Below are 16,693 nucleotides of genomic sequence, written 5' to 3' on the forward strand. Positions count from 1 at the left end.
GGCGTTCTCCTTTGGGTCCCGGCCATGGTGATGGCCCACGCTTCAAGAAAGTGCATACGAAGGGTGGCGGCCTCGATTCGGTCTATGCAGCAGGTAAGATGCGCGCACTTATCTGGCATCTCGCCGGCGTGGCGTCGCCGGTAACGCGCAGCGGGAAAAGCTGTGCTGACCTCATGGGGTCTTATGAAGGACAAACAGGAAATCGTCTCCAACTGGCTGCCGCGCTATACCGGCACGCCACTGGAGCAGTTCGGCCAGCACATCCTGCTGACCAATTTCGGCCACTACGTGGAACTGTTCGCGCAATGGCATGGGGTGGAGGTACAGGGGCGGGACAAGCCCATGCCCAACGCCACCGCTGACGGCATCACCCTTATCAACTTCGGCATGGGCAGCCCCAATGCCGCCACGGTGATGGACCTGCTCAGCGCCATTCATCCGAAGGCGGCGTTGTTCCTTGGCAAATGCGGCGGCGTAAAAAAGAAGAACGCCATCGGTGACCTGGTGTTGCCGATCGCCGCCATCCGCGGCGAAGGCACCTCCAACGACTACCTGCTGCCCGAGGTGCCGGCCTTGCCCGCCTTCCAGATGCAGCGCGGTGTCTCCACCACCATCCGCGACCTCGGCTACGACTACTGGACCGGCACGGTATACACCACCAACCGCCGGGTCTGGGAGCACGATGAAGGCTTCAAGGACTATCTGCGTCGCACCCGCTGCATGGCGGTGGACATGGAAACGGCAACCATCTTCGCGGCCGGTTTCGCCAACAAGATTCCCTGTGGCGCCCTGCTATTGGTTTCCGACCAGCCCATGATTCCCGAGGGCGTTAAGACGGAATTAAGCGACCGCAGTGTCACAGCGCAATTTGTTGAACGCCATATTCGCATCGGCATTGAAGCCTTGAAACTGGTGCGGCGCAAAGGACGGAGCGTAAAGCACCTGCGTTTCGAGGATGACGGCGGGGCGGACTGAACCCTTGTCAAATCAGCGGCCTGGCATGCCATCCCCGGTATATGCCTGGCCGCCTTCACCAGCGCTTCACCGCGTTGGAACGATGGTCGCCGCATCGCAATGCATCAGCCGGCGCCGGGGAACAGGGCGATCAGCTGACTGAATCGAAAGAAAATGCGATATCTGTCGTGGGGTGGCAACTTCTTGCTGTATAGATTTTATTGACTATCTGTAAGTAAAGCGTGATAAATGCGCAGCGCTGTAGACCACGGTCTACCCCTAATCTTTGGGTGGTTCGGGCGCGGGTTTGAGGTGGGGATCTCTGTCAAACCCAGTCATAAATAAATAACGGGAGGGTGTCTCATGAAGTTCGGGGAAAACAAACTGTGTACGTCGGTGCGCCTGGCTCTGTCGCTGGGCATGCTCGCAGCGAGCGCCTACGGCACCGCAGCATTCGCGCAGGACGCGCAGTCCAGCACCACGCCGCCGTCGGATCAGACCAAGAGCAAGACGCTCGAAACGGTCACCGTGACCGGTTCGCTGATTCGTCGTGTGGACGTCGAGACGTCCAGCCCGGTCGTCACCATTGACCGTGCGCAGATTCAGGCCACCGGCAAGCAGACGCTGGGCGACCTGGTGCAGCAGCTGCCGGCCATGACCGGCGGCAACGTCAACCCGCAGACCAACAACGGTGGCGGCACTGGCGGTTCGTCCATCAACCTGCGCGGCCTGGGTTCTCGCCGTACGCTGATCCTGGTCGATGGCCAGCGTCTGCTCAGCAAGGATCCGAACGCCATCCCGATCGATGCCATCGAGCGCATCGAAGTGCTGCCGACCGGCGCATCGGCGACCTACGGTTCGGACGCGATCGGCGGCGTCGTGAACTTCATCCTGCGCAAGAACTACCAGGGCGCCACGTTCACCGCGAACGTCGGTCAGTCCGACCGCAACGACGGTGACCAGAGCGGCTACACGTTCACCTTCGGCCAGACGTCCGACAAGGGCAGTATCATGGCCGGCATCAGCTACAACAAGCAGGATGGCGTGCTGGCGTCCAGCCGCTCGTTCTCTGAGAATTCGCTGACCCTGACGAAGCATAACAATGTTGTCATCGGTGGCTCGTATTCCACGCCGAACGACTTCCTGCAGTTGCCTGATGGCACGCCCGGTTTCAATGGTTGCGCCAATGCCTCCCAGCCTGGCTTTGTTGCGCTCAATAAGGGTGGCAACAGCAGCGTCCTGAGTCCGGCCAACTACCACTGCATCACCCTCGCTGACAAGTACAACTACGCGGGTGTCAACCTTGACATGACTCCGCAGGAGCGTACCGGTGGCTTCCTCAACGGTGATTACCACCTGACGGATCACATCACGGCCTACGTCGATGCGATCTACGAGAAGACCTCCGCCAACTTCCAGTTGGCTCCGGCGGTGTACGGCACGGACACCACGGGCGCGTCGATTACTGCCGGCAATGCGTTCAACCCCACGGGTCAGGCTGTCAGCGGCAGCAACCTGGCCTTCCGCACCCGTTTGACGTCGGGCGGTAACCGTTACGCGTTCAACGGTCGAGAGGATGCGCAGGTCAACACGGGCTTCCGTGGCGACTTCACCGTCTTTGACAAGGCTTGGAACTGGGATGTTGGCCTGAACTATGGCCACGAAAGCGTCGTCACCACGACCAAGGGCTTGGTGAACCAGAACCTGCTTTACACTGGCGACTCGACGCTGAATGCAGACGGCTCGGCCACCTGCCCGGCAGGTGTCAGCTCGGTTGCCTGCCAGTTCAATCCCTTCGACGCGAACGCGCCGGGTAACGCTGCTGCCGTCAAGGCAGCACAAGTCACTGCGACGAGCAACGTCTACGAGATCGAAAAGACCTGGCACGCTGGTATCAGCGGTGAGCTGTTCAGCCTGCCAGCAGGTGGTGTGCAGTTGGCCGTAGGTTACGAGTACCGCAAGGAATCGGAGCGCGTCAATCCGGATACCTCGCTGCTGCTTGATCCGACCACGGGTTCATGCGCCCTGGGTAGCCAGTGCGTGTCCGGCCTGTCCGGTGGCTACAACACTAAGGATCTGTACGCTGAAACGTTCATCCCGATCCTTGCCGGTGTACCTGGTGCACAGTCGCTTAACCTGACTATTGGCGACCGTTACTCGAGAGTCAGCACCTTCGGCAGTACGAACAACTTCAAGTTCGCGCTGGAGTGGAAGCCGATTGACGACCTGCTGTTGCGCGGTACGATGGAAGAAGTCTTCCGTGCGCCGACCGTCGGCGAGTTGTACTCGTCCGGTTCTGACGCTCCGAACCTTACCCGTGATCCTTGCGATGGCTATACGGGTGCTCCAGCTGGCTCGCCGCTGGCACTGGCTTGCCAGAACGTGCCCACCAATGGCACGTTCAAGAACAACTTCGATGGCTCCCAGGCTTCCGCGATCGTTCAGGGCGCAGCCCTGGCTGGTTTCCCAATCAAGCCGGAGAGCGGTAAGTCGTTTGACCTGGGCTTGGTATACAGCCCGTCCTATGTGGCTGGCCTGTCCACCACGTTGGATTTCTGGCACATCTACCTGAACAACACCATCACCTCAGTGGGTCTGCAGAGCGTGCTTGATCTCTGTGCTGCAGGTCAGACCCAGTTCTGCCCGTACATCAAGCGCAATCAGAATGGCCAGTTCGCACAGGGCTTTGTCGAGCCGACGGCCAACTTGGGTAGCCTGAGCACCGGTGGTATCGACTGGTCGGCGAACTACAAGCTGCCGCAGTTCGCTATCGGTCAGTTCAATATTGGTGTTACTGCGACCTACCTGAAGTACTTCAACCAGGATACTGCACCGGGTGAAGTGGGTAACGTGGAGTATAAGGATGCTGGTACCTTCCTGCGGTACGGCTCGGCCGCGGCGGCTGCCTGCCCGGATAATGCGGGTATCTGCTTGTTCCCGCGTTGGCGTGCACAGGGCTATGTGAACTGGCAGGCCGGTGGTTGGAGTGCCGAATGGCGTATGCGCTATATCGGTACCTTCTCGGCTGGCACCAATGGCGATGATACGTCGTTGAATGGCGTGCCAGGCACTGTGACCAAGTTTGGCTCGACTATCTACAACGATGTGTCGATTGGTTACAACCTGACTCCGATCAATACCCGTGTGGACTTTGGCGTCAACAACCTGTTCGACAAGCAGCCGCCCATGCTGTACGGGAACAACACGCTCAACGCCAACACCGATCCCAGCGACTTCGACCTGATGGGCCGTTACTTCTGGGCTCGCGTGACGGTTAAGTTCTAATCTGTCAGTTTTTGGTTAGGCTGAACGGGCCGCGTGGATTGTCCACGCGGCCCTTTTTTATGACATGACTTCAAACGACATACTTTCAGCTATTGTGGCGGCGCTTGGCGCCGGTCAGTTTCAGCGAGCGGAAACGCTTTGCCGGGAAGCGCTGCGCGATCATCCGCAGGATGAGCGCATATTGGTGTTTTTGGGCATGTCTCTACAGAAGCAGCATAGACTGGCCGATGCATTGGCGGTATTTGCGGAGCTGACCCGGCTGTTCCCGGAAAGCAGTATCCATTGGGGCAACTACGGTATGCTCGCTGCCGCCTTGGGAAACCGGGAAAGTGCAGAAAAGGCCTATCAGATAGCTATTCATGCCGATCCAAGTAATCCAGTTCCCAAGGTTCGCCAGGGGTTGCTCCTGCTGGAGCGAAAGGATTACCTCGCGGCGCGTAATCTGCTTCTCGATGCCGTTGTTTTGGAGCCCAACTCGGCATGGGCGCGTATCCATGCGGCGAGGGCTTGTTGCCTCGCACAAGACCTCGATGGTGCGGGCGATCTATTGAAGCCTTGGCGGAGCTGGACGCCACTGCAAAACGATCCTTTGCAAATGGAGCTGGCACAAGTCATGGTCCAGCATGGGGATGTGCCTGAGGCGGTTGAGATTCTGGAAGATCTATTGTCTCGGCAACCACATCTGCCAGAGGCCAGGCTGCTGCTTGCCAGTGTCTATGAGCGCTCCAACAAGCTGCTAGAGGCACGTGAGCTGGCGGATTCGGTTGCAAACGCGGAAAGCGCTTCAGGCGAGCAACGCAATGAAGCACATCATCTGTTGGCGATCCTGGCTCTCAGGGGCGCCAATCCGCAAGAGGCCAAGCGTATCCTGGAGCGCTGTGGACCGCAGGGACAAGATGACTACGCGCACTACTTCCAGCTTGCCGCTGCTTATGACAAATTGGGGGACACGGCAGCGGCGATGCAGGCACTCGCTGAGGCACATCGCCTTGAAGCCATCGAGCGACGTTTTGACTCGCCGGAATGCTACACGGCGGAGACTCCTGCATTGGCTACCCATGCACCGAGGGCGTCGGCCGAACAGTACCTCCGCTGGCCGAAGCTGCTGGCGCCGGAAGCCGAGTATTCGCCTGTCTTTGTCGTGGGGTTTCCGCGATCTGGGACCACGCTGCTCGAGCAGATGCTGGATGCGCATCCAGGCCTGCAGTCGATGGATGAAAATCCATTCTTCGGTCGTCTGGCCGATTTCCTGCGCAACTATGATCCACGCATCCTTGAGGATCTGAGTGTTTTGCGGCAATACGATTGCGACGAGTTGCGCAAGCGCTATTACGCCATGGTGGCCGACCGAGTGACTCTCAAAGAGGGCGTGCGATTGGTCGATAAAAATCCACTGAACATGCAGTGGCTGCCCTTCATCCATCGATTGTTCCCCGAGGCGAAATTTATCCTTGCCTTACGACATCCCTGCGATGTGCTGCTCAGTTGCTATATGCAGAGCTTCCAATCCAGCACGCTGGCCGCGGCATGCAGTAGTCTGGAGAGGTTGGCCCATGCGTACGTGGAAACCATGAATCACTGGCTGGAGGACGTGAATCTGTTCCGTCCAGACGTAATGGAGTCTCGATACGAGAATCTGGTCGACGATTTTGTGGGTCAGACTGAGCGAATCGCCCGGTTTCTGGATTTGAGCGATGCCCAGCCCATGCTGGGATTTGACCGGCACGCGCGCAGCAAAACCTATATCGGCACGCCCAGCTATTCGCAGGTCATCGAACCGGTCAATCGAAAGGCTGTGGGGCGTTGGCACCGCTACCGCAAGTACTTTGAACCCGTCTTGCCCATCCTTGACCCGATGCTTCGCCACTGGGACTACGACGCCTCGTCACCGTAAGTAGTAACAAAGTACGGGCGGTGATCAGCGGACGTTGATCGCCGCCAGCTCCGGCAAGTAAGGGGCGTAATGCCGCCAGCGCCCTATTGAGCTTGTATAGACCGCTTGTCGTGCCTGCCAGGCGCTGGCCGTGGCGATGCCTTCGGGCGTGGCCGGAGAGACGGATACGGGCTGCCGGCCCTGCAGGCCAAGCCAATGGGCGATAGTATCCAGTGTTTCGTCTGGCGAGGCGGCTAACTTCTCGTAGGACACGCTGAGGAACGCCGTGGCATAGCGTTTGCGCCAGTGTGCGGCGAGGCGTCGGCAGTCGCGGATGACTGTGACGATGTTGCTGAAGTCGTAGGCGTAGTCGTGCGCGCTATCGTGGAAAGACTGAGACCATAGGGAAAGTGCGGTGTCGCGTGGATCGCGTTCGCAGTGGATGAATCGCGCGTTGGGCCACAACGCCATCGCCAGGTCGACATGCAATAGATTCAGCGGCTGCTTGTCAATGTACCAGTGGGCCTCGCCATCGTCCTGGCGCAGCTGTTGCGCATAGGCTTTTGCGGCATCTTCAAGCTCGCGGCGTGACGACGGGCGAGACGAAATCCGCTGTTCCCAGAATGACAGCCAGCCGAGTTCGCCGCGATTCTTCACTCCGGGATAGCGTGCCAGCTGTTGCGCCAGCAGTGTCGTTCCCGACCGAGGCACGCCGACGACGAACACCGGTGTCCAGTCCTGGGCAGGAGGGAGCATCATGGAGCTTACCGGCGCAGCGAGGCGTGCCTCTATGTTCCGTTTCCATGCTTTGCGCGACCAATGGCTGCTGGCGTGCGCCATAGCGTTCGCCTGTCTAAGATACGTACTGGCGACCGCGAAGTCGCCGAGGTCGTCATAAACCTTGCCCAGCGCAAAGAGCACCGTGCAACGAGTGGCGTCAAGCGTGCCGGGGCGCCGCAGCAGTTCCTGAAAGAAGGCGATGTCCGGATGACGCGGGTCGGTGTAGCGCTGCAATCCCGCCAATCCGAGCGGAATGTTCCAATCAACGGCGTCAGGCACCTGTGCAAGCGCACGGTCGTAGTGGGCGCGCGTGCGTTCGAACTGACCCAACTGGATCCCAAGCATGCCGGCATAGGCATGCAGGCGAGGATCGTCCATAGCCGTGCGGATGGCGTTTTCGCAGATCGTCAGAGCCTCGTTTGGACGCCCATAGTCATCAAGCATCTCGATAGCACGGATGACGGTATTCACATCGTGATGGCCGTACTCAAACAGCGCGAGCAGGGTTTGGCTTGCTGCCTGCAGACGGCCCTGATCCCGTAATAGCGTGGCCAAAAGAAAGGAGGCGCCAGCATCCCAAGGTTTGGTCTGCAGCCATTCGCGGAGAATCTGCTCCGCGCGTGTGGGGCTGCCGGCCTGCCAAAGCAGCCCCGCCCATCCGAGTCGCACGTCACTGGAGCTGGGAAAGCGCGATGCAGCTGCTTCAAAAATGAAGAGTGCGTCCGATAGTTCGCCGCGCAGCACGAGCGATCGCCCCCGTTCCAGCCAGTCATCTTCCGGCGCATCCGCCAGCGCGACAAGACATGCCGACGTGTTTCCGGAAGGCGCTGCGCCGGTCGTCACGAGACGTAGGCCGGCAAGCCCAGTGCCGCGCGCAACGGGTCGAGTAATGCGCCGTAACGCTGCGAACGCGCCGTGTCCCCTCGCATCGGCTGGCGTACCTGAGTGGCGCTGGGCGAGCGCACCACGCGCCGGTTTTCGTGGAAGTTCATGCAGGCTTCTTCAAAAGGTAGCCCACAGAATTCCAGCAGCTCGCGAATTTGCGTTTCGGGATCGGCCACCATCGCCTCGTAGCTGTGTTGACGCACGAAGCCTGGATGGAGCGCGGCACTACGCGAGACGCTGCGGTCGAAGTCACGCCAGAAACTGGCGAGGTCCTCGAAGCTGCGGCTGTACCCATTGTTGCCGTCTAGTGGCTGGCGATAGCACGAAAAGCAGTTTTCCAGCGGGTCGCGTCGAACGGCGATGATATGCGAGCCCGGAAGCATGGCGCGAATGGCACCAATGTATATCCAGTTACTAGGCAACTTGTCGGTGAATATGGGGCGTTCGCCGCGCCAGCGCGCGGTCCGGTCGAGATAACGCTGACCGAGGCGTTGCCAGTCTTCCGGCGTGGCCTCGCGTGCCCATTGTGGAATAGGTCTTCCGCCAAGCCTCCGTGTCTCTTCGGCGAGTACCTGCGCAAGGTCCGGCAATTCGCCCGCGCCTTCGACGAAGGAGTGCGAGGCGAGGATCTGTTCGACCAGCGTCGACCCCGAGCGAGGCAAACTTACGATGAAGATGACTTCGCTGCCCTGGGGCGCCTTATTCCCAGAGGGCACCAGTTCAAACGCATCGGAAATCGACCTAACGCCTGCTGAGAAGCGGGGCGCATCCCACACCTGATAGCGGCGCGCCGTAGCGTTGGCACTGGCGAGCGCATCGATGGCTTCTGCGTATTGACCCCGTTCGTCAAAAACCTTGGCCAGCGCGAAACCTATCATGACGCGATCGCTTTCGGTGGCATCCGGTCGGTGCAGGGCGGACTGCATGCCGGCGATGTCACTGTCATCGAAGCGCTGCGTACGAAGCTCGGCGAGCCCCCACCACGCCAGGCCAAAGCTAGGGCGCGTGGCGATCAGTCGACGATATTCAGCTGCTGCCGCCGCGACTTCGCCGCGCGTGCGTAGCAGGTCCGCAAGCAGCGCACGTGCGGCGATCTGGTCGGGCGCGAGTGTCACGGCACGCTGCAGTGCTTCGGTCGCTTCTTCATTGCGTACCGACTTGGTGAGCATCACGCCAAGGTTGTACCAGGCTATGGCCAGCCTGGGCTCGAGCTCGCAGGTGCGGCGTAGGGCGCGGATCGCGCCTTCGTAATCACCGGCCGTGCCCAGTAGTGAACCGAGGGTGTTGTGGTAGATGGCGTCTTGCGGGCGCAGAGCTAGGGCGCGCTGCATCAGTCGCACGGCATCCTGATGTTGCCCCCGCAGGCTATGGATGCCGGCCTTCATGCGCAGAACTTCGGGGTGGTCCGGATAGGCGGCGAAAGTGCGCTCAAGCTGGCGATCGGCCTCATCGGCATGCCCGGCCTCAATGGCCTGGGCAGCGATTATTAATTGTCGGGCGGCCGTTGGCCCTAGCCCTTGCAGTCGCGAATTCATCAGTGGCCCGTTCAAGGATGTTCCTACGGCTCCCCTTGTTGCCAGGAAAGAGCGAGTGCGATTCATCGAAACGCGTTTATTATGCCCATATGCGCCGTGATGGGGATGACGGCTGCAGTCGAAAACACGATGTCGGAGGCAGCGGGGCAATGATGAATGGCGAAGTGAGAGCGGCAGTGTCTACGTTGCGTGAGATGGCGCTCAACGAATTGCGGCAGGGAGACGTGGCGCAGGCTGAGCTATATTTCATGCGCCTGTTGGAACAGGTATCCGACGATGCCGAAGCGCTGCAGTTCTTGGCTGCCCGCCACGTGGCAAGAGGCCAGGCCGGGCAGGCGTTGGCCCTGCTGCTGAATGCGGTCCGGATGCACCCGAAACATCCGGATCTGTGGCATCAATTGGGTGTGGTGCAGTCCGCGATGGGTGACCTCAAAGGGGCGGCGGAAAGCCTCCGGCGCTGCCTGGATTTTGCACCCGGTATGTTCGTGGCGCGCCTGCGCCTAGGCATGGTGCTGGAACAGCAGGGAGAAACGCATCATGCCTTGCTGGCCTACTTTGGCGCAGTCAACAACGCGCAGGCGGAGGGGCGCTGGATGAGTGACGCCTCTACCGCGCCGGGACTCCGCCAGCCGGTGCTGCACGCCATGGCCTTCATCAATGCCGGACGGCACCGTATCTTCGATGCGGTGCTGGAGCCATTGCGCCAGCGCTATGGACATACGTCTCTTGCCCGCGTGGAAGAATGCCTTGCCATCTATCTGGGCGACCGTGCCGCCAACATTCCCGATCCCCGGCAGAAGCCCAAATTCCTGTACTTCCCAGGTGTGCCCAGCCAGGCGTACTACGGCAGGGATCGCTTTCCCTGGCAGGCGGAGTTCGAAGCGGCGACCGACATGATCCGTGAGGAGCTGCTTTCCGTACTGGCGGACAACCAGCCGCTGGAGCCCTTTCTTGGCCATCAAGCGCCTGAGGTCCTCAAGGGGCACCTACACTCGTCGAGCGCACAGCCGGCAGCCTGGGACGCCTATTTCTTCTATCGCCACGGCGATCGTTTCGACGAGCATTGCGCCCGTTGTCCGCGCACCACCGAGCTGCTCGATACCTTGCCGCTGGTGCGCATCCGTGACCATGCGCCGGAGACGCTCTTTTCCGTGCTGCGGCCGGGCACGCATATCCTGCCGCATCGAGGCGTGACCAATACGCGCCTGGTGACGCACCTGCCGCTGATCGTGCCGCCGGACTGCGCGATCAATGTGGGCGGCGAACTGCACGAATGGCAGGAAGGGCGCTGCGTCACGTTTGACGACACCTTCGAGCACGAAGCGTGGAATCGCAGCGGGGAGACCCGCGTGGTGCTGATTCTCGACAGCTGGAACCCCGACCTCACCGAGCTTGAACGCGTGGCGGTGACCGATCTGGTTGAAGCTATCGGCGACTTCAATCAGGCCAGCGAAGTGCCCGTGCTGGCCGGCTGACCCCCTGTCCGGCGGCCCGGCATGGGCACGGGCCGTCGGGCACCGGTAAAGGTTCAGCCCGCTCCAATGGCCTGGGCAGCCGGCACCACCCGGAACCGGGGTGGCGCCGCGCGCCGCGCGTCGGTGCGGCACTGCGCGCGCAGGTCGTCGTACGACGCCAGGTGGGTCTGCAGCCAGTGTTGCATCTTGGGGCCGAACAGGCTCTCCACCTTGCGATCGGCCTCGCGCAGCTGGCCGTGAATGGCCGAGACCTTCCAGGGCTCGTGGTTGAGGTCGGCGATGGTCTGCTGGCAGGCTTGGTCCAGCGGGGCGTCTACCGGCAGCTCCAGAAAACCGCACAGCCTGGCCCACTCGGCCTCCGGCTGCCGGACCAGGTCTTCCAGGAAGACGAAATGGTGGTTGGCGCGACCCACATGCTGGCTATGGATGTGCACGGCGCGATTCCAGCGTCGTGCCCAGTGCACGGTACCGCCGCCGAACACATGATCGTTTTCGAAGCGCAGGTATACGTCGATCAACGAGGCCAGCACGTCGGCGCCCCGGCGGACCACGTGGACGAAGCGCGCATCGGACGCCAGCGCCTCGATCTCCGGGATATAGAGCAGGTGGTTCGGGGTTTTCTCCAGCCACATGCTGCGTCCGGCCGCCGCTGCCGAGCTATCAAGCAGGCTCAGGAAGCGCCGCGAAAGCGTGCTGGTCTGCAATGGTCCCCGCACCGAGGGGAGACGGCCGGTGAGCTGGTGGTGCAGGGCAGCGTAGGCTTCGCGCACGTGCCGGCGAGTGAACCCCAGACGTTGCCGCCAGCGGCGACGCCTGGGGGCGGCCAACGCGTCACCCCAGCGCCATTCCAGGTCGCCGTGCATCTGTTCGAAGAAGGCCGTTTCCGGCAACGTGTAGACCGCAGGATGGCGTGCCAGCAGGGCCTGAACGATGGTCGTGCCGGAACGTGGGCACCCCACGATAAAGGTTCGCCGCATGGCGTCGTCTCCAGAACAGAGGCCGTGGGCAACACGGCCAGTGGACGTGAACAACGCGTGATCTTGCGTGCGGTTGACTGAAAAGTACAGCTTCACGCAAGGAAGCAATCGAGAGATCGTCACAATTTGCCATGCCGCCGGCAACGCACAAGCCAGCCCGGCTCCCACCGCGGGCATGCCATGCTTAGCCCGCTAACGCCCACAGCCAGGATCCGCCCCATGCATGCACTGACTTTCGACCACTTTGGATCAGCCGAGGTATTGCGCTGGTCCCAGCGGCCGGACCCGACACCAGGCCCTGGCCAGGCGCTGGTGCGCATGCAACGCGTGGGGCTGAATTTTGCCGATGTCTACCGTCGCAACGGCACCTACCACCTCAGCGGATCGGCGCCCTGGGTGCTGGGTTACGAGGGGGCCGGCGTGATCGAAGTCCCCGTGCCGGGGGACTCGCTGTTCCCGGCGGGTACCCGCGTGGGCTTTGCGGACATGCCCCATGCCAACGCCGAGCTGGTGGCGGTGGACCGCGAGCGCCTGATTCCGTTGCCGGATGACATCGATGCCGATACGGCTGCCGCCGTGCTGCTGCAAGGCCTGACCGCCCAGTACCTGGTGACGGACAGTTTCATGGTGCGGCCGGACGACGTGGCTGTGGTGCACGCCGCCGCCGGTGGCGTGGGTCTGCTGCTGGTGCAGATGCTCAAGAGCCTGGGCGCGGTCGTGCTTGGCGTCGCTTCGACCGAGGCCCGGCGGGACGCCGTGATCGCGGCGGGCGCCGACGTGGCGGTGGGCTACGACGAGTGGGTGTCGACCGCCCTGGCATTGAGCGGCGGTCACGGCGCGGACGTGGTGTACGACTCGGTGGGCCGCACGCTGGCCGACAGTCTGGCGGTGGCGCGCATCGGTGGCACGGTGGTGTTCTACGGCATGGCCGCTGGCGATCCCGACCCGGTGGATCCACGCCTGCTGATGGATCGCTCGCTCACCCTTACCGGTGGCGATCTATGGAACGTGCTGACCAGCGCCGAGGTGCGGCGTGAACGCGCGTCGGCCCTGTTCGAGCAGGTCCGTCGCGGCGTGGTCAAGCCGCATATCGCCGCGCGTTTCGCGCTGCGTGACGGCGCGCAGGCGCATGCCTTCCTGGAAAGTCGCACCGCCATCGGCAAGGTGCTGCTGACGCTGTAGGGGCGGCGTGCTCAGAAGAGGTCGGTGTCCTCGTCTTCCGTCACCGGCAACACCTGGTGGAACACGCCGTAGTCGATATGGCTGACACCGAATTCGTCATCGTGCACCAGGTCGACATAGCGGTGGTTCCAGCGCCATTCCCGGTAGCTCCACTGGCGTCGGCCCCGCATCGACTGCGACGTGGTTTCGTCGATGCCTTCGATCGAGAGCATCACGGTGGCCTCGGTGGCGGCGAGTGCTTCCTGGGTAAGGCCGTACAGCGGGCTGCTTTCGTCGATCACGTGCATCAGGGTCCAGCTCAGGGTGAACACCGGATGCCGTTCACGCATCAGTTGCAGATCGTGGATGCGGCGCAGGCGGAAGCCCTCGGGCGAGGTTTCGCGCAATAACAGGTGCAGCTTGGCCGATGCCTCGGCGATGATGTTCTGCCGTGCATTGGCGGCGCGGATCATCAGCGTGGACTGGCCATGGATGGGCCGGATCACCGGGTGGTCGGCAAAGATCATCTTGGCGCGGGGGCGCGAGAAACGGGCGAATACCAGGCCGGTGACCAGGGCGATGCTCAGCATGCCGATGAAGATTTCCACCGTCGCCACCACATGGCCATACACCGTCTGCGGATGCATGTCGCCATAGCCGACCGTGGCCAGCGTTTCCACGCTGAAGAAGAACGCGCCGCCGAAATTGTTCGGAAACTGGTTGGCGATGGGCTTGTCGCCCAGTTGGTACAGGCTGCCGAACAACACATTCAGCAGCACGAAGATGGCCGCGGCCAGGCCGAAGAACGACGGCCAGCGGATGGTCAGCGCGAAGTGGTAGATATCGTCCCAGATCCGCTGCGTCAGCCCATGGCTGACGAACGGCCGGCCGCCGATGCTGATAGTGCGCGGGCGTTGCTGGAACAGCTGCTTCAGCTTTTGGATCATGGAGCGACACCATTCCCTAGGATGGCGCGTCGCGTGAGGCGGCGCGGCGACATTCTAGCGTGGCGCTTGCGCGGTCGCGGCGCGTGAGGCGAGCACGTCGCGCCAGGTGAGCAGCAGGCGCAGGTCCAGCTCCTGCTGGTGGTAATCGGGCTGCATGTACTCGCAGAGCTGGTAGAACGCCTTGTTGTGCTCGAACTCCTTGAGGTGGGCCAGCTCGTGCACCACGATCATCTGCAGGAACTCCGGCGCCGCCTCGCGGAACAGCGACGCGATGCGGATTTCCTTGCGTGCCTTCAGGCGCCCGCCGTGCACGTGCGAGATCGCCGTGTGCAGGCCCAGCGCCCGCTGGATCACGTCCAGCTTGCTGTCGTACTGCACGCGGTCGATGCCAGGCGCGTTGCGCAGGTGCTCCTGCCGCAACGCATTGGTATAGGCATACAGCGCCTTGTCGCTCTGGATCTCATGACGGCCCGGATGCCGGCGCTGCAGGTAGTCGCCCAGCTCGTCGCGTTCGATCAGCAGGCGCACCTTGTCCAGCAGGGCAGGCGGGTAGCCGCCCAGGTACTTCAGGTGGGTCATGCTTGCGTCGGTCCGGGGGCCTCGTCGTCGAAGCCGGTATAGCCCTCCGGGAACACCGGCGTGCCATCGCCTTCCAGCGACAGGATCGCGGCCAGGGCCTTGGCCGCGGCCTCGTCGGCCTGCTCCTCGCTGCGGAAGCTGCGGTTCTCGCAGACCGCGTAATACACCGGGTAGCCGTGGCGGGCGGTGGGCGTGACGACGATGCAGGCGGTGAAGCGGGAGCCTTCGGCGACGGCCGTCGAGCGCACCACGTAGTCGTCGAAGAAGCGTTCGGTCATGGCGGCAGTCCAGTAGGCAGGGCGGCACAGTTTACCTGTGGACCGTGGATGCGGCTGTGCCACCATGCGCGCCATGTCCGCCACGCCGCCTCGCCTCGTCCTCGATACCAATGTTGCGCTCGACCTGTTCGTGTTTCGCGACCCGGGCTGCGCCCACTTGCTGGCGGCCATGCAGGCGGGCCTCGTCCAGGCCGTGGTGGATGAGATCTGCCGTGCCGAGTGGCTGGCCGTGCTGACCTATCCGGCGTTGGCGCTGGAAGCGCCAGCCCGGCGCGAGGCGAGCGAATCCTTCGATCGCTGGACGCGCCTGTTGCACGCCGCCGAACTGTCACCGCCAGGGGACGCGAAGCTGCCGCGCTGCGCCGATCCGGACGACCAGAAATTCCTTGAGCTGGCCCTGGCGAGCGGTGCGCAATGGCTGCTCAGCAAGGACAAGGCGGTACTGCAGCTGGCGCGGCGAACGGCGCGCGGGGGCTGGTTCCAGATCCTGCCGCCATCGGCATGGCAGCCGCCGGTCATGTGAGGACGCGTTTCACGCCGGTTTGACCGCGCACTCGCGATGCTCGATCCAGTGAATCGGCAAGCTGGAGCCAAGGCGATGAAGACGATGCGATATGTCATGGGGCTGGCGGTGACGGGCGCCATGGCGCTGGCCGGCTGCGGCACGGCCAACACCCACGACACGGCGATCAGGGACGCGGTGGCCAATCGCGTATTCATCGACCAGGCGCCGGGCGATGGCGATGCCACTTTGCAGATCGTGCGCGACAACGGACTGTTCGGCGGCGGTTGCTCCAGCCAGATCCGTATCGACGACAAGTTCGCCGCGCAGCTGGAGATCGGCGAACAGGCCAGCTTCCACCTGCCCAGCGGCCCGCACGTGGTGTCACTGGAGAATTCCGGCGCCTGCCGCAAGCCGGGCGACCATGCCCGCGTGGACACCACGCTGGCGGCGGGCGACAGCATCACCGTGCAGGTGAATGCGCACGGTTCGTCGTTGTCGCTGGCCAAGCGCGGATGAGCTTGCCCCTCCTGGGGTGACTCGCATGCTCGATCCGGTCCTTATCTACTGTCCGTACTGCGGCGAGCCCATCGAGATCCTGGTGGACGCGTCGGTGGACAGCCAGCGTTACGTCGAGGACTGTCAGGTGTGTTGCCGCCCGATCGAGATCGCCGTGGTCGTCGATGAGGACGGCGAGTTGCAGGTGAACGCCACCTCCGAGAACGACGGCTGATCGACTCAGGCCAGCGCCCCGGAATCGATCACCGTCACCCCCAGCTGTTCGTAGCGAAAGCGCGTGGCCAGATCGGTATCGGCATCGGCGGAGACCGGGCGGGTGAGGTCCCACAGCACGTGGGTGCGGTAACCCAGGTCGACCGCATCCTGCGCGGTCCACAGCACGCAGACATCGCGCGCCAGGCCGCACAGGTAGACCTCGTCCACGTCGCGCCAGCGCAGCCAATCGGCCAGGCCGGTCGCGGGGCGCTGGCCGTCGGGTCCATGGTTCTCGCGGAAGCCGCTATAGGAATCCACTCGGGGGTCGTCCCCCTTGCGGATCACCTTGTCCGCCACCGACCAGTCGATGGCCGGGTGCAATGCGGCGCCCGGCGTGTCCTGCACGCAATGATCCGGCCAAAGCGTCTGGGCGTGGCCATACAGCGGAATGCGCTCGAACGGTTCGCGGCCCGGATGCGAGCTGGCGAACGAGACGTGCCCGGCCGGATGCCAGTCCTGCGTGGCCACTACGTGCCGGAAGGCATGCTGCCTCAGCAGATGATCGATGCCGGGCAGGATGGCATCTCCCTCGTGGCAGGCCAGGGCGCCGCCGGGCATGAAATCCGGCTGCACGTCGACCAGGATCAGAGCGGCGTGGCGGCTGATGAGGTGGCTGGTGGACACGTCAGGGCTCGCGGAAGGTTGCGGCCCAAGAGTCTAGTAGGCCTTTTGGGGAGAACGATGTGAT

At 62.6% G+C, this 16,693-nt stretch carries 15 protein-coding genes; 8 read left to right on the top strand and 7 right to left on the bottom strand.

Annotated features, from left to right (window positions below; translation table 11 throughout):
- Positions 1–183: 183 nt before the first annotated feature.
- The 3 genes from MJ606_RS12820 (at position 184) to MJ606_RS12830 (ending at position 6,133) form a co-directional block, all read left to right on the top strand.
- Positions 184–975 (top strand): AMP nucleosidase, encoded by a 792-nt coding sequence (locus MJ606_RS12820; RefSeq protein ID WP_243049924.1) that lies wholly within the window; start codon positions 184–186, stop codon positions 973–975.
- Between the two features lie 342 nt (positions 976–1,317).
- Positions 1,318–4,239, top strand: coding sequence for a TonB-dependent receptor (locus MJ606_RS12825; RefSeq protein ID WP_243049925.1), 2,922 nt, complete (start codon positions 1,318–1,320; stop codon positions 4,237–4,239).
- 64 nt (positions 4,240–4,303) lie between these two features.
- Complete coding sequence (locus MJ606_RS12830; RefSeq protein ID WP_243049926.1) at positions 4,304–6,133, top strand: tetratricopeptide repeat-containing sulfotransferase family protein; 1,830 nt, start codon at positions 4,304–4,306, stop codon at positions 6,131–6,133.
- Positions 6,134–6,157: 24 nt separating this feature from the next.
- Here MJ606_RS12830 and MJ606_RS12835 read toward each other — a convergent pair whose 3' ends face one another.
- Together MJ606_RS12835 and MJ606_RS12840 are read right to left on the bottom strand one after the other, a co-directional pair.
- Positions 6,158–7,735 carry a tetratricopeptide repeat-containing sulfotransferase family protein gene (locus MJ606_RS12835; RefSeq protein ID WP_243049927.1) on the bottom strand — a complete coding sequence of 526 codons (1,578 nt, stop codon included), beginning with the start codon at positions 7,733–7,735 and terminating at the stop codon, positions 6,158–6,160.
- Positions 7,732–9,312 (bottom strand): sulfotransferase, encoded by a 1,581-nt coding sequence (locus MJ606_RS12840; protein ID WP_243049928.1) that lies wholly within the window; start codon positions 9,310–9,312, stop codon positions 7,732–7,734. The genes MJ606_RS12835 and MJ606_RS12840 overlap by 4 nt, the downstream gene beginning before the upstream one ends.
- Positions 9,313–9,506: 194 nt before the next feature.
- Between MJ606_RS12840 and MJ606_RS12845 the strand changes: the two genes are divergently transcribed.
- The gene (locus tag MJ606_RS12845; RefSeq protein ID WP_243050107.1) at positions 9,507–10,787 is read left to right on the top strand and encodes an aspartyl/asparaginyl beta-hydroxylase domain-containing protein; all 1,281 of its coding nucleotides are present in this window, start codon (positions 9,507–9,509) and stop codon (positions 10,785–10,787) included.
- A 53-nt stretch (positions 10,788–10,840) separates the two neighbouring features.
- Here MJ606_RS12845 and MJ606_RS12850 read toward each other — a convergent pair whose 3' ends face one another.
- Positions 10,841–11,764 carry a sulfotransferase gene (locus tag MJ606_RS12850; protein WP_243049929.1) on the bottom strand — a complete coding sequence of 308 codons (924 nt, stop codon included), beginning with the start codon at positions 11,762–11,764 and terminating at the stop codon, positions 10,841–10,843.
- A gap of 219 nt (positions 11,765–11,983) precedes the next feature.
- Between MJ606_RS12850 and MJ606_RS12855 the strand changes: the two genes are divergently transcribed.
- Complete coding sequence (locus MJ606_RS12855; protein WP_243049930.1) at positions 11,984–12,946, top strand: quinone oxidoreductase; 963 nt, start codon at positions 11,984–11,986, stop codon at positions 12,944–12,946.
- A gap of 11 nt (positions 12,947–12,957) precedes the next feature.
- On the opposite strand, the gene MJ606_RS12860 is transcribed toward MJ606_RS12855, so the two are convergent.
- Genes MJ606_RS12860 through MJ606_RS12870 form a run of 3 tightly spaced genes read right to left on the bottom strand, consistent with a single transcriptional unit; the run spans position 12,958 to position 14,729 of the window.
- Positions 12,958–13,872, bottom strand: a complete 915-nt coding sequence (locus MJ606_RS12860) for an ion channel (protein ID WP_243049931.1) — start codon at positions 13,870–13,872, stop codon at positions 12,958–12,960.
- 54 nt (positions 13,873–13,926) lie between these two features.
- A complete protein-coding gene (locus tag MJ606_RS12865; RefSeq protein WP_243049932.1) occupies positions 13,927–14,451 on the bottom strand; it encodes a YgjP-like metallopeptidase domain-containing protein in 525 nt (174 codons plus the stop codon).
- On the bottom strand, positions 14,448–14,729 hold the full coding sequence (locus tag MJ606_RS12870; RefSeq protein ID WP_243049933.1) for a hypothetical protein: 282 nt from the start codon (positions 14,727–14,729) through the stop codon (positions 14,448–14,450). The genes MJ606_RS12865 and MJ606_RS12870 overlap by 4 nt, the downstream gene beginning before the upstream one ends.
- Positions 14,730–14,793: 64 nt before the next feature.
- Here MJ606_RS12870 and MJ606_RS12875 point away from each other — a divergent pair, with 64 nt between their 5' ends.
- The 3 genes from MJ606_RS12875 to MJ606_RS12885 all read left to right on the top strand — a co-directional run bounded on the left by MJ606_RS12875 (position 14,794) and on the right by MJ606_RS12885 (position 15,964).
- The gene (locus tag MJ606_RS12875) at positions 14,794–15,252 is read left to right on the top strand and encodes a PIN domain-containing protein (protein ID WP_243049934.1); all 459 of its coding nucleotides are present in this window, start codon (positions 14,794–14,796) and stop codon (positions 15,250–15,252) included.
- A gap of 75 nt (positions 15,253–15,327) precedes the next feature.
- Positions 15,328–15,750 carry a hypothetical protein gene (locus MJ606_RS12880; RefSeq protein WP_243049935.1) on the top strand — a complete coding sequence of 141 codons (423 nt, stop codon included), beginning with the start codon at positions 15,328–15,330 and terminating at the stop codon, positions 15,748–15,750.
- Positions 15,751–15,775: 25 nt separating this feature from the next.
- A complete protein-coding gene (locus tag MJ606_RS12885; protein ID WP_243049936.1) occupies positions 15,776–15,964 on the top strand; it encodes a CPXCG motif-containing cysteine-rich protein in 189 nt (62 codons plus the stop codon).
- Between the two features lie 5 nt (positions 15,965–15,969).
- Here MJ606_RS12885 and pncA read toward each other — a convergent pair whose 3' ends face one another.
- Complete coding sequence (gene pncA, locus MJ606_RS12890) at positions 15,970–16,629, bottom strand: bifunctional nicotinamidase/pyrazinamidase (protein ID WP_343214819.1); 660 nt, start codon at positions 16,627–16,629, stop codon at positions 15,970–15,972.
- Between the last annotated feature and the right edge of the window lie 64 nt (positions 16,630–16,693).

It is taken from the genome of Dyella sp. RRB7, from assembly GCF_022761115.1.
Taxonomy (GTDB): Bacteria; Pseudomonadota; Gammaproteobacteria; order Xanthomonadales; family Rhodanobacteraceae; genus Dyella.